Here is a 13,556-nt window from a genome sequence, read left to right as displayed (position 1 = left end):
CCTCCTGTCCTAGGGTTGCCTGTCATTGGCAGGGGCCGTCGCCGGATAACAGACGCCCCCTTCAAATGCGTCCACGCACTGGCCACAATGGTTGCACTCAAACTGCACGGTGGTATGCTCAATGGCGAATTCGCTCTGCAGGCGCTGCTTGATGGCATCCATCACCGTCTGGGTCGCCGCCAGCGCCTGATCCTCCAGCACCACGTGGGCGCTGAGGGACGTGTACCCCGGCCCCACGCTCCAGATGTGCAGGTCGTGGACGTTGCGCACGCCGGGCACGGCCCCGATGGCCGCCGCGACCGCCCGCGCGCTGATCCCCGCGGGGCTGCCCTCCACCAGGATATGCACCGACTCGCGGAAGATGCGCCACGCTCCGCCCAGGATGAGCAGCGAGATAAGCACGCTGAGGATAGGGTCCACCACGTACCAACCGGTGAGGGCGATGAGGATGGCGCCCGCGATGACGCCCACCGAAGCGAGCGCGTCGCCCAGCACGTGCCAGAAGGCACTGCGCGTGTTCAGGTCGTCCTTGTCATGAGCGTGGAGCACGCGCGCCACGAGCAAGTTGGCCACCAGGCCGACCGCCGCCACGCCCAGCATCAGCCCCGAATTCACCGCCCGCGGGTTGAGCCAGCGCTCCCACGCCTCGCGCGCGATGAAGAAGACCATCGCGAAGAGCAACAAACTATTGGCCAGCGCCGCCAGCACCTTGGCGCGGTGAAAGCCGAAGGTGTGATGCTCGTCGGCGGGCAACTCGGCGATACGCAACGCCGCATAACTCAACGCGAGCGCGAACGCGTCCAGGAACACATGCCCCGCGTCCGAGAGCAGCGCCAGGCTGTTGGACAGAATCCCGCCGACGACCTCGGCGACGAGGATCAGCGACGTGATGCCCAGGGCGATAACAAATCGCCTTCCCAAGATTTCATGACTGTGGTCGTGATCGTGCATGGTCATCCCTGTGCAATGTGATAATCTTGCATACTCCGATTTGGCGAAGGTGTCAAGTTGGTGGCATCTTGACAAACCGGCAAATCCGTTGACAATAGGCCCGTCGGGGCGGTGGCGGAACGGCAGACGCTGCGGACTTAAAATCCGCTGGGCGCGAGCCCATGTGGGTTCAACTCCCACCCGCCCTACTCGTAGTAGGCGCGCGGCAATATCCCACTACATGTAGGGGGTTGCCGCTATGCAAGGCCCGAACGCCGTCAAGAGTACGCTGCGGATTCTGCACAAACCCGACCATATCCTGGCCCTGGAAACCTTCTTACTAGACCGCGAAGCCGCCAACGTTTCGCCCCGAACGCTGACGTTCTACCGACAGAAACTTGCCCCGTTCCTGGACTCCAGAGGGCGGCTCTCGCCAACGCGACTACGGCGCTTCCCGGGCCATCTTCCTGTACACCCGATACGCCAGGCGGTCTTCCCACCTAGGGTTGGTGCGCCGCTCCGCATCGTCCACGGGCGCAAAATCGCCAAACTGCGCCGCGAGTCGGTAGTCGGCGTCCAGAGCCGCCAGCAACAGGGCGTAGTCGGCCTGCGGGTCGGGGGCGTTGGTGAGGATCACCCATTCGGGGCGCCCAGCCACAGGCGCGCCCAGGAACTCGTCGCTCGTGCGAACCGCCAGTCGCCGCCCCGACAGAAACGCGAGCAAATCGCCCGCCCAGGGCACCGCCCCGATGCCTTCGCTTTCGGGAACGTGCGACTGAACGAACCGCACCGCGTCCTCCAGATTCGTGGCATATGCCTGGCTCACGCGGACTCCCCGCGCCCGCTCCAGCGTCAGCGCGCAGTCAAACTTGCCCGGCGTCGCGTAGCGCACCAGCGCGCCGCCGTAGACCGCCAGCAACGCCACCGCGACGACGCCCCATGCCAGGGTGCGGGCCGGAGCGCGCCGCCTCGTCGTCGCCCAGCGGTACAGCAGGCAGGCCAGCAACAGCAAGGCCGTGATGAGCAGCGCCGCGTTGTCGCCCGTGGAGCCGGTGGGGTCGCCGACGATAAACGCCTGCACGTACACCGCAGGCGAGTACAACGCCAGCAGCCGCAGGGCGTTCCGCGCAGCAGGCCCGACTCCCCGCGCCGCAAGCCACGCCACGGGCGCGATGACCACAGGCAGCGCGAACAGCGCCAGGTAGTACGCCTGCCGCAGCCCCTCCCGCGACAGCGTGCGGGGCACTGCCGCCGCGAGATTGCGCCACAACGCCCAGGAGGTCATCTTCTCGCCCGCCACGGCGAACTGCGGGCCATAGATGGCCGGCAGAGCGTCCCATCCGAGCCACGCCAGCAGCGCAAGGTTCTGCGCCGCCAGCACCGCGAATCCCGCGCCGAAGAACCACAGGCCCGCGCGCCAAGCCCGTCGCCCCGCCTCGGCGCGAGCCACGAGCAGAAACAGCGCCACGGCCGCCCCCGCCTGCACCCCAACGTTGAACTTGAACGAGCACAGCAGGCCGATGAGCGCGCCGCTGGCGGCCCACCAAGCCACGCGCCGCGTCTCGCATGCTTTGCAGGCGGCCTCCAGCGCCAGCAGGCCCACCACAGCCGCGTACATGTGATTGTAGTTGTAGGTGGGCAGGCGGTACAGGGCTAGCGCCAGGGTGGCGGCGATGCCCGCCCCGACCGGCGTTGTCAGTCGTCGCGCCAGTCGCCAGCACAGGAGCAGCGCCGCGTACCCCGCCACCACCCCCGCCAGCCGCAACGTGAGGAGACTCACCCCGAAGATCCGATACAGGCCCGCGTTGAGGAATAGCCCCGTCGGGCCGTACAGCCACCAGAAGTCCAGATAGGGCCGTTCGCCCTGGAGCAGGCGCAGCGGCGTAATCGCCGCGAACCCCTCGTCCGCCGGGATGATGCCCAGTCGGAAGGTCAGGAGTTGCGTGGCGAAGTACACGAGCGTGATCGCAAACAGAACGGCAGACGTGCGGTTTTTCATCGCGCCCCACAGTCTAGCACGACATCGCCAACAAATCAAACGTTTTGCCACCAGCGGCCCGTTATGGTAACATAGCCGACGCCCCTTTTGGGGCAAACCCGAAGCGGCGGATATCGCCGATGAAGCAGTCGCAATGCGACATCTCACACGCGAGGGTGCGTATGAACGCCATAGACGTGATCGCCAAGAAGCGCGACGGGCAGACGCTGACCCGCGACGAAATCCACGACTTCGTGCAGGGCTTCGTGCGCGGCGACATCCCCGACTATCAGGTGGCCGCCTGGCTCATGGCCGTCTTCCTGCGCGGCATGTCCTACCAGGAGACCGCCGACCTCACCCTGGCCATCGTGAACTCCGGCGACCGCCTGGACCTGAGCGGCATCGCGCCGTTCGTCGTGGACAAGCACTCCAGCGGCGGCGTGGGCGACAAGACCACCCTCGTCGTGGCCCCCATCGTGGCCGCCTGCGGCCTGCCCGTCGCCAAGATGAGCGGCCGCGCGCTGGGCTTCACCGGCGGCACGCTGGACAAACTGGAATCCATCCCGGGGTTCCGCGCCGACCTCACCACCGAGGAGTTCCTGGCCCAGGTGCGCGAGCACGGCATCGTCGTCTCGGGCCAGTCCAAGGACCTGGCCCCCGCCGACGGCAAACTCTACGCCCTGCGCGATGTTACCGCCACCGTGGACTCCATCCCCCTCATCGCCGCGTCCATCATGAGCAAGAAGATCGCGTCGGGCGCCAACGGCATCGTGTTGGACGTGAAGGTGGGGCGCGGGGCCTTCATGGAGACCGAGGAGCGCGCGCTGGAACTGGCGCAGATGATGGTGCGCATCGGGCGCAGCCTGGGCCGCCGGGTTACCGCCGTCCTGTCGGACATGAACCAGCCCCTTGGCCTGGCCGTGGGCAACGCCGTGGAGGTTAGGGAAGCGATAGACACGCTGAACGGGCGCGGCCCTGCGGACTTCCTCCAGCATTGCCTGACCATCGCGGGCCAGATGGTGCTGCTGGCCGGCCGCGCGGCGACCGAGCAGGAAGCCCGCGACTTGCTCCTGCACCAGATTCGTTCGGGCGCGGGGCTGGCGAAACTCAAGGAGATGGTAGCGGCCCAGGGCGGCGACACCGCCTACGTGGACGAACCCGACCGCCTCCCCAGGGCCAGCATCGTGCAGCCACTCCTGGCGCCCGCGTCGGGGTACGTAACCGCCATTGACGCCCGCGAGGTGGGGCTTACGGCTGCGCTGCTCGGCGCAGGGCGGCAGAAGAAGGGCGACCCGGTGGACTACGCCGTGGGGATTGTGCTGCGGCACAAGGTTGGAGATTATGTCAAGCAGGGCGAGGAACTGCTGACGGTACACGCCAACTCCGCCGACAGGCTGCGGGAGGCCCAACTGCGCCTGCGCGGCGCGATTCGCATCGGCGACGCCCCACCCGAGCCTCTCCCGCTCATCCACCGCATCCTGCGCGACACGGATGTGCAATAGCACGCGGCGCGAATGCACATGTTCGCGGAGATCCGCGTGGATTCGCGGTTACCCGTAGCGCCTACTTCCCGTTGCGGCCGGGCGGCTCCCCGTTCCATTCGGCGCCGATCAGGCCCAACTGCCGCGCCTGCTCAAACGTCAGGCCGCTGAACACCTCGCTGCCCGACTCCTCGGCGGCGCGCCACAGTTCCCGCTCCCACTCGTCCAGCGCCGGCGCGGGAGCCGACGACGGGGCCGGTTCGGCCCGGGCCGGCGCGGGTTCGCTCACAGGAGCCGGCACCGGCGCGGGCGGCTCGGTGCTCTTGGGCGCGGCGACTGCCGACTCCACCACCTTCAGCAGTTCGCTCACCGCCCGCCGCGTGAGCACCCAGACCATGCCGATCTTGCCGGTCTGGGCCGTCTTGGAGAAGATGAGCGTGAGGAACAGATACTTGCCGATGTTGGCCGCGTACAAGTCGTACCAGACGCCATCGTGGTAGTTCAGGTCAAAGGCGGCGCTGTCGCCCAGATACCAGCCGATCTCCGCCGCGGCGGCGAACCACTTGCCCACGAACAGGGCCAGGGTCTCCAGGTCAAACCCCACCGTCATGCCCGCGCGGGCCAGGATGTTGCCATCCCGATCCGACAGGAAAGCGCATTCCGCCCCGGCCTCGCCGTGCAGTTGTCGCACCCGTTTGGCCAACAGCGCAATCTGATCCTGTGTCAACGCCAGTTTCGGCTGTTCCTGTTCCTCAATCACGATTCCATTCCCTCCACGCCATGGGTGTGGGCGCGGGCCTGCGCTACCAATCCGCGTGCGCCCGCTCCTGCACAACCCTCTCGTACACACCCAGGGTTCGGTCGGCGATGTGTCGCCAGTTGTACTGCTCGATTACCATGCGATACGCCGCCTCGGCCCGCTGCTGCGCCCACGCGGGTTCCTGCAACGTGTGGAGAATACCCCATGCGAGCGATTCCGCGTTGCCGGGATAGACGGTGATGCCCGTTTCGGCGTGCTTCACCACCTCGGCCAGCCCACCCACCGCGGACACGACGACCGGCGCGCGGGCAGCCATCGCCTCCAGCGCCACGATGCCGAACGGCTCGTACAAACTGGGGAATACCACACAGTCCGCCAGGGTCAGCAGTTTGTTGCGGTCCTGGTCCGAGATGAAGCCGGTGAACAGCACCTTGCTGCCCAGGCCGCGCTCCTGCGCCCTGTGCCGCAGGTCGCCCAGCATGCCCCCCGTGCCCGCGATGACGAATTTCGCGTCGGGGAACGCCTGTAGCACCCGCGGCACCGCTTCCAGCAGCACGTGAACGCCCTTCTCGTACACGATGCGGCCCACGTAGAAGACGATCTTCTCATGGGGCAGCGCGAACCCCCTGCGAAAGTCCGACAAATCCACGCCCCGCCAGCATTCAAACGGCGAGGTGTCCACGCCGTTGGGAATCACGTCAATCTTGTCGGCGGGCACGTGAAAGTACGACTGCACTTCCCATGCCATGTACTGGCTGCAACAGATGACGCGCCACGCCTCGTAGGTCAGCCACCACTCCACGCTGTGGATGGACTGCTGCAGATCGTTGTACAGATGCCCGTGATTCCTCCCCATCTCCGTCGCGTGAAGGGTGGCGAGGAGCGGAATCTTGTGGGCATGCTTGAGCCGTTCCCCCGCGAAGGCCACAAGCCAGTCGTGGGCGTGCACGATATCAAACCCGCCAACTTTGCCGAACAAATCCTCGGCCACATCCCCCAGGCGCACGTTGGTCCGCTCGGCCGAGTCGTGCACGTCGTCAAAGGGGCCTTCGGGCGGCGGCACGCGGTACACGTGCAGGTTGCCCGCGTGCTCCTCGGGGGCGCCGCCCATCCACGCGGGCGTAACGATATGCACCTCGGCGCCCTGCTCTGCCAGGGCCGGGGCCAGTTCCATCACATGTTTGCCCAGGCCGCCCACCACGTGCGGCGGGTATTCCCACGAAAACATCAGAACCCGCATGTCGTTGTTCCTGCCGTCACGCAAACCGTTCCTGGAAATAGGTGCAGAGTCCTACCCACCCCCTCATTCGCGCAGATTCGCGTAGATTCGCGTCTATTCGCGGTTACCAATCCCCGGCGGCGAAAGCCTCACAACCTCCACATCCACCTGCGCGCGAGTGCCATTAGCCTGAAACGCAATAGGCCCCGTCAGCCCCTGCCAGCCTGTATCGCGCAGCGCACGGGCCACGCCCGCGCGGGTCAGGTCTCCGGAACGGGCCGCCCGGTCCATGGCGGCCAGGAGCACATTCGCCGCGTCGTATCCGATGGCCGCCCTCGGCCCCGGCTCCGCGCCGGCCAGCGCCGCGTACCGCTGGCGGAAACGCTCCCACTCGGCGGCGCTCGCCCGAACCGCCACCCGCGCGATCCAGGTCCCCGCGGCGGCGTCGCCTGCCAGCGCCGGGAACACATCTCCGGCCAGGTCGCTCGTGCCCACCAGCGGGATGCCCGCGCCCGTGTAGGCCTGCGCCCACTCCGCGGCGCGGTCGGGCGGCCCCGCCAGCACGATCGCCTGCGCGTCGGCGGGAGCCGCTTCGCCCGGCGTGAGCAGCATCGCCCACCACGCGCTCAACGTGATCCACTCCTCGTCGCCGCCGATGACGGCCAACCGCGCTCCGAGCGTTGCGCCGGTAGCCTGCGCCGCAGCGAGGGCTTCGTGCAAGTACGACGTCCCTACGAAAAAGACCCACCCGGCTCGCGGGATACCCGTCCACGCCGTCGGCGACACCAGCGGCAAGCCCGCGCGCGTGTATTCGCTCAGCGCGGCTTCTGTGGTGTGCGCCAGCGTATGTCCCACTGTGCCGAGGATGTCGGGGTCGGCGGCCAACTCTGCCGGTTGTCGTCGCGCCTGCTCGGGATTGCCAGAATCGTCCAGCGCCACCAGTTCCACCGGATGGCCCCCGACGCCGCCCCGCTCATTCCACTCGGCCAGGGCCACCTTCGTCGCATGCAGGGTCTCGTACCCGTAACTGCGGTACAGTCCCTCAAACGAGCCGACAAGGCCCACCTTGACGACGCGAGGGATGGGCGCTGCGCCACGGCATGCGACCAGACCTGCGACGACGGCCAGCGCCGCGCAGCGCACTACCGCCCTCAGAGCACCAGACCCTGGCCTATTATACACCGTTTCGCCGTCTCCGTCTATAGGCTTGCGTGAAGATATGTAAACGTTCCGCAGAAAACGCCACCGCACCGAGCCACGCCCCCGTCGGCGTCATCGGCGATACTTCGCCTGGTTCTCCAGATGCTCCTCAAACGTGCGGCTGAACACGTGGGAGCCGTCGCCCTTCACATCGTTCCGCACGAAGTACAGGTAGTCCACGCTCGCCGGGTACAGCACGGCGCGGATGGCTTCCAGCCCTGGGTTGCAGATAGGGCCAGGTGGCAGGCCCAGGTGCGTGTACGTGTTGTACGGCGAATCCACCGACTGGTAGTCCTCGGCCGTGAGCGGATTCCACCAGCGGCCGGTCTTCGGATTGAACCCCATGGCGTACTGCACCGTCGGATCGGCGCCCAGGTACATGCCGGCTTCCAGCCGATTCAGGTACACCGCGGCGATGATGGGCCGCTCGTCGGGGATCACGGCCTCGCGTTCCACGATGGCCGCGAGGGTCAGGACCTCGTGGAGCGTCATCCTCTGCTCCTGCGCCCGCGCCCGCAGGTCTGGCGTAACCCTGCGGTCAAAGTTGGCCAGCATCAGCGAGATCACCTCGCGCGCGCCGAACGACGGGCCGATGCGGTAGGTGTCGGGGAACAGGTAGCCTTCCAGCGATGCGCCCGCCGGCCGGTCCCGCAGGAACGTGAACTCGGGCCATTCCTGCGATGCCAGGGCGATGAAGTCCGAGCGGGGCGCGACGCCCTGCTCGTCCAGGTATGTCGCGATCTGCTCCAGCCGCCAGCCTTCGGGGATCGTGATCGTCATCTCGCGCAGGCGGCCATGCTGGAGTCGCTCGGCGATCTCCACCATCGTCATGGCGGGCGACAGTTCGTACTCGCCGGCCTCCAGGCGGTTCGCCATGTCGTAGTACCGCACCAGCATTCGGAACAGGTCCGCGTCCGAAATCAGCCCCGCCTGCTGGAGTTTCGCGGCAATGTCCGCAGCCGTCTCGCCAGGCTCCACCGTGAAGGGTAGCGGCTTGCCCTGCGGGTCTGCGGGCGTCTCCAAATCGGCCTGGCGAAACTGCAGGTACAGGCCGATGAGTTGCTTCTCCACGCCACCCGCGTCGGGCGTGGGGAGCGCACCCGCGTCCACGCTCGGCCCCGCCATCATGCGCTGCCACACGAAATACCCCCCGCCGACGAACAGGGCCAGCACCGCCAAAATCGCTACCAGGAATATGAGAACGCGAATGGCTTTCCTCACCGTTGCCCCCGAATGGAATCAAGATAACTTTGGAGGATGAGAATGGCCGCCGCCACATCCACCCGTTGGCGACGCTCGCGCCCGCTCACCCCCGCCTCCTGCATCCGGCGGTCGGCCTCCAGGGTGGACAGGCGTTCGTCCCACAGAATCACCGGCACCGACGTGCGAAGGCGCAGCGCCTCCACAAACCGCTCGGTCTCCTCGGCCTGCGGGCCGGCCTCCCCCGACATGGACAGCGGATAGCCCACGACCACCTGCGCAGCCCCAAGCGATTCCACCAGGCTCCGCACGGCCTCCACGTCGCGTTCCAGCGTGGCCCGCTGGATGACCCGAACGCCGCTGGCGAGGAAGCCCGTCGGGTCGCTCGCCGCCACACCAATGCGCCTGCGGCCCACGTCCAGCCCCACCACAATCACGGCGACTCTCCGGCCAGTTCGGTGCGCAGGGTCATGCGCATGGACAGCAGAGGCATGCGCTCCAGCCACCCGTTGCGCAGCCGAATGTCGGGCGGCGATTCCAGGCCCAACTCCGATTGCAGGTACTGCTCCACCCACGAGACCGGCTTGCCGCGCACGGCGTTGAGGATTTTCGCCTCGTCAACCACAGGCGCAGCCGCCCCCGAAGCCGCCATGACGAACACAACCCGCCCATCCTGCACGTCCTTCACCTCGGTCGGGCGGAACTGAAGCGTGCGCGGCACCAGCGCCATGCCCTGTGGAACCTTGCGCTCCAGCGCCTCCAGCGCCAGGGCGTTGGCGTCCTTGCCGCTGATGGCCAGCGCCTTCACCACCACGATCATGTCCAGCGTCAGTTCTTCGGCAGGCTCGTCGGTGAATTTGTCGTACACCTCGCTGATGGGGATGGCGACCATCGTCTCGGGCAGCAAAAACTCCTGCTCCTGCAATTCATCCCGAAGCATCAGGTAGGCTTCCTGCTGGATGCGCTGGAGCAATTGGGCGCGGGCGCGGGTTTTGTCCTCGTTGCTCACGACGGGCGTGCTCCTCACCGACCCGCCGCTGGTGGGCTTCTCGTTCACCACGTTGACCGCCGCCCTGATCTCGGGCGGCGCGCCAGGGGTGTCCTCAATGCGGGTGATGACATAGGCTGGCACGTTGCCGCTCAGTCCAGGCTCCAGCGCCTCAATCTTCGCCACGGCCTTGGCCCCCTGGCCGGCGGGGACGGTAACCGTCTCCACCGTCTGGAACCGCACGATGATTCCGGTAGAGGTGGCCAACACAACGCCGGCAGGGAGGAGCACTTCGCTGTTGGTCTTGTTGGAGAATACGACCTCGCCCTGGGCTTTGGCGTCGGGCACATCCTTGCGGCCCGACACCTGGACCCGCTCGGTGTCCTTGACCTCCACGCGGATGTCGCGCGCGGGCACAGCCGCCGTGATGGGCTGCATCTGCGTCAGTTTCGCGTCGGCCTGGATGAGGACCGACTCGGCCAGCGGCACCGCAGGCAGTTGCGCGTGAATCTCCGCCGAGGGTATCACCACCACCGCGACCCCCACCAGGAGCAACCCTACGACGGCGATGAGCACCAGGACGACGCCCATCTGTCCCCATCGGCCCGCCTGACCGACGGCCGCGGGCAAGGGCCGCGGTTCGCGAGCGGCGGGCGTCGCGGCGGACGGCGGCGGGGTGAAGGTGCCAACAGGGGGCACGCCGGCCCGCCGAACGCGCTGCGCGTGCTCCACGGAGCGGGACACGGCGATGCCTTGCTCGCGGGCCAATGCTGCTACGACGCGGTCGCGCGTTACCAAGACGACCTCCATCTCGCGCGCTGCGGCGTGGCGCGCCAGAAGCCGCAACCCCACGGGGTTCTGCAACGCGGTGTGGCCTTTTGGGACGACGAGGAGAACCCGCCTGGCCTCGGCCCAATCCAGGCGGTCCCGAATCGCCGGCACGTCGTCGGTCGGTTCCAGGTAGATGATCTGCTCCATGGCGGCCAACGCGACCCCCTAGGCCGGTAGGTGCTCGCGCACCCAGGCCGACACGCTTTGCACCGCCTCGGCCAGACGGCTGACATCGCGCCCGCCAGCCTGGGCCAGCGTGGGCTTGCCTCCTCCGCCGCCCTCAATCAGACGAGCCGCGTCGCGCACCAGGGCTGCCGCGCTCAACCCGCGCTTCACCAGGTCTTCCGTAACCGCCGCCACCAGGCTCGGCTTCTCATTGATGACCGCGCCCAGGAGCACCACGCCGCTAGGGTTGGCCTCGCGGAACCAGTCGGTCATCTCGCGCATGGTGTCCACGTCAGAGGCCGACACCACCGCCCCCAACACGGGCACGCCCCGCACCTTCTCGGCCTGCCGAATCAACGTCTCAAACTGTTGCCGCGCCTGGAGCCGTTTCCACCCTTCCAGGGTCTTCTCCAGCGTCTGCACCCGCTCCATCAGGTTGAGCACCTTGCGGTCCACTTCCTCGGGATTGCAGCCCAGGAACGCGGCGGCGGCGTTCAGCGTCCGTATTCGCTGCGACGCCATGCGCTGGGCCGCCCGTCCGGTGAGGGCCACGATGCGCCGCAACCCCGCGCCGATGCTGCTCTCGCTCTGGATGAGGAACAGGCCGATTTCGCCGGTGTAGGCCACATGAGTGCCGCCGCATAACTCCTGGCTGAAGGCTTCCTCCCCTGTGCCGATGCGCACCACACGCACGCGGTCGCCGTACTTCTCGCCGAACAGCGCGATGGCCCCTTTCGCCACCGCTTCCTTGTACGGCTCCACCTCGGCGGAGACGGGGTAGTTCGCCAAAATGGCGTCGTTCACCGACTGCTCCACGGCGTCCAACTCGTCCTGGGTCAGCATGGCCGAATGGGTGAAGTCAAACCGCAGGTAGTCGGGCGTAACCAGAGAGCCGGCCTGCTGCACGTGCTCGCCCAGGACGTAGCGGAGTTCGCTGTGCAGGATATGCGTCGCGGTGTGATTGCGGGCGATGTCCTGCCGCCGCTCGTAGTCCACCGCGGCCCAGACCTCATCCCCCACCCTGGCCGTGCCCGAGGTCATCTTGCCGAAGTGCACGATGAAGCCGGGGAGGACCTCCCTCGGCTCGGCGACCTCAAACTCCCACGTGAGCGCGTCCGTCGCGCGCTCGTACCCTGCGATGATGCCCGTGTCTCCCACCTGGCCGCCCTTCTCGGCGTAGAAGGGCGTCTGCGGCAAGATGAGGGCCACCTCCTCGCCCTCTCGGGCGCTGTCGGCGAGTTCGCCGTCGCGAAGGATGGCCACCAACCGCGTGTCGGCCTCGTAGGTCTCATAGCAGAGTTGATCCACGCCCTGGGCCGGCAACTTGCCCTCAGCCTGGAGTTTGTCCATGATCTGCCGGTAGCGCGCCAGGCGGTCTTCCTCGCCCGTCGGGCCGAAGTGCTGCGCGGCGCGCGCCCGTTCGCGTTGCTCCTCCAGCGCCTGCTGGAACCCCTGCACGTCCACCGTGAACCCCTGTTCGGCGGCCACCTCCCGCGTCAAATCCAGCGGGAACCCGTAGGTGTCGTACAGGCGGAAGGCCTGCTCCCCTGGAATCTCGCGCTTCCCCTCCGCCCGCAGGCTCTCCATCATCTCTTCCAGCAGCCCAAGCCCCGTGCTCAGCGTCTGCTGGAATCGCTCCTCCTCCTGATTGATGATCTTCAGGATGAACTCGCGGCGCAGGCTGAGTTCGGTGTAGGGGTCGCTCATCTGGTCTATGACAACCTTGGCGATTTCGCCGAGGAACGGCTCGGTGAACCCCAGCATCTTCCCGTGGCGGGCCGCCCGCCGCAGGATGAGCCGCAGCACGTACCCGCGCCCCTCGTTGCCAGGGCGCACCCCATCGCCCACAAGGAACGTGGTCGCGCGCCCGTGGTCGGCGATGATGCGGTAGCCCACGATGCGCTTGCGCATCTCCTCGTCCGAGTGGCCCAGCAGTTCCTGAACCCGCCGAATAATGGGGACAAACAGGTCGGTGTCATAGTTGCTGGGGGCGTCTTGCAACAGCGAAATCAGCCGCTCAAACCCCATGCCCGTATCCACGCCCGGACGCGGCAACCGCGTCATCTGCCCCTTCTCGTCCATGTTGAACTGCATGAACACCAGGTTCCACAGTTCCCACCAGCGGTCGCAGCCATTGTCCAGTTCGGGGCGGCAATGGGGGTCGCCGCAGGTGCAGAACTCCTTGCCGCGGTCGTAGTGGATCTCCGAGTTCGGCCCGCACGGCCCCGTGTCGCCCATCATCCAGAAGTTGGTCTTCTTGCCCATGCGAGCGATCTTCTCGGTCGGGATGCCGATCATGGTGTGCCACAGGTCAAACGCCTCGTCGTCTTCCTCGTACACGGTGGGCCACAGCCGATCGGGGTCCAGTTCCAGCACCCCCGTGAGGAAATCCCAGGCGTACTGGATGGCCTCGCGCTTGAAATAGTCGCCGAACGAGAAGTTGCCCAGCATCTCAAAGAACGTGTGGTGCCTCGGCGACGGCCCGACGGTCTCCAGGTCGTTGTGCTTGCCGCTGACCCTCATGCACTTCTGGGCGGTGGCGGCGCGGGTGTATTCGCGCTTCTCCAGGCCCAGGAACACATCCTTGAACTGAACCATGCCCGCGTTGGTGAACAGCAGCGTGGGGTCATTGTGCGGGACCAACGACGAACTGGGCACGATGGTATGCCCTCGCTCGGCGAAGAATTGCAGGAAAGCGTCGCGTAACTCCTTACTGGTCAGTCGCTTCATACCCCCCAAATCCCTTCTCTCCTCCAGGTTCCCCCGCATTCTAGAGCATCTGTCGGCAAGTGTCAAACGCACAG

10 protein-coding genes and 1 tRNA gene are annotated in these 13,556 nt (G+C 66.9%); 2 read left to right on the top strand and 9 right to left on the bottom strand.

Features of this window, described 5'->3' with window-relative positions; all coding sequences use genetic code 11:
• Positions 1-9: 9 nt before the first annotated feature.
• On the bottom strand, positions 10-921 hold the full coding sequence (locus H5T65_04125) for a cation transporter (GenBank protein MBC7258412.1): 912 nt from the start codon (positions 919-921) through the stop codon (positions 10-12).
• 135 nt (positions 922-1,056) lie between these two features.
• On the opposite strand from H5T65_04125, the gene H5T65_04120 reads away from it, so the two are divergent.
• A tRNA-Leu gene (locus H5T65_04120) sits at positions 1,057-1,139 on the top strand.
• A gap of 233 nt (positions 1,140-1,372) precedes the next feature.
• On the opposite strand, the gene H5T65_04115 is transcribed toward H5T65_04120, so the two are convergent.
• Positions 1,373-2,929 carry a glycosyltransferase family 39 protein gene (locus H5T65_04115; GenBank protein MBC7258411.1) on the bottom strand — a complete coding sequence of 519 codons (1,557 nt, stop codon included), beginning with the start codon at positions 2,927-2,929 and terminating at the stop codon, positions 1,373-1,375.
• 161 nt (positions 2,930-3,090) lie between these two features.
• On the opposite strand from H5T65_04115, the gene H5T65_04110 reads away from it, so the two are divergent.
• Positions 3,091-4,410, top strand: a complete 1,320-nt coding sequence (locus H5T65_04110) for a pyrimidine-nucleoside phosphorylase (protein ID MBC7258410.1) — start codon at positions 3,091-3,093, stop codon at positions 4,408-4,410.
• A 61-nt stretch (positions 4,411-4,471) separates the two neighbouring features.
• On the opposite strand, the gene H5T65_04105 is transcribed toward H5T65_04110, so the two are convergent.
• From H5T65_04105 to alaS, 7 genes are all read right to left on the bottom strand, one after another.
• Complete coding sequence (locus H5T65_04105) at positions 4,472-5,149, bottom strand: hypothetical protein (GenBank protein MBC7258409.1); 678 nt, start codon at positions 5,147-5,149, stop codon at positions 4,472-4,474.
• A gap of 43 nt (positions 5,150-5,192) precedes the next feature.
• The gene (locus H5T65_04100; protein MBC7258408.1) at positions 5,193-6,389 is read right to left on the bottom strand and encodes a glycosyltransferase family 4 protein; all 1,197 of its coding nucleotides are present in this window, start codon (positions 6,387-6,389) and stop codon (positions 5,193-5,195) included.
• Positions 6,390-6,482: 93 nt separating this feature from the next.
• Positions 6,483-7,511: an ABC transporter substrate-binding protein gene (locus H5T65_04095; GenBank protein ID MBC7258407.1), complete on the bottom strand. Its 1,029-nt coding sequence runs from the start codon at positions 7,509-7,511 to the stop codon at positions 6,483-6,485.
• A gap of 129 nt (positions 7,512-7,640) precedes the next feature.
• Complete coding sequence (mltG, locus tag H5T65_04090) at positions 7,641-8,789, bottom strand: endolytic transglycosylase MltG (protein MBC7258406.1); 1,149 nt, start codon at positions 8,787-8,789, stop codon at positions 7,641-7,643.
• Positions 8,786-9,205, bottom strand: a complete 420-nt coding sequence (ruvX, locus tag H5T65_04085) for a Holliday junction resolvase RuvX (GenBank protein ID MBC7258405.1) — start codon at positions 9,203-9,205, stop codon at positions 8,786-8,788. Before ruvX ends, mltG begins: the two co-directional genes overlap by 4 nt.
• Positions 9,202-10,734 (bottom strand): baseplate J/gp47 family protein, encoded by a 1,533-nt coding sequence (locus H5T65_04080; protein MBC7258404.1) that lies wholly within the window; start codon positions 10,732-10,734, stop codon positions 9,202-9,204. Before H5T65_04080 ends, ruvX begins: the two co-directional genes overlap by 4 nt.
• Before the next feature lie 18 nt (positions 10,735-10,752).
• Positions 10,753-13,473 carry an alanine--tRNA ligase gene (gene alaS, locus H5T65_04075; GenBank protein ID MBC7258403.1) on the bottom strand — a complete coding sequence of 907 codons (2,721 nt, stop codon included), beginning with the start codon at positions 13,471-13,473 and terminating at the stop codon, positions 10,753-10,755.
• Between the last annotated feature and the right edge of the window lie 83 nt (positions 13,474-13,556).

Source organism: Chloroflexota bacterium (assembly GCA_014360805.1).
Lineage (GTDB): Bacteria > Chloroflexota > Anaerolineae > DTLA01 > DTLA01 > DTLA01.
Note: the sequence above shows the minus strand (reverse complement) of the source record. Positions and strands in the feature narration are given on the sequence as shown.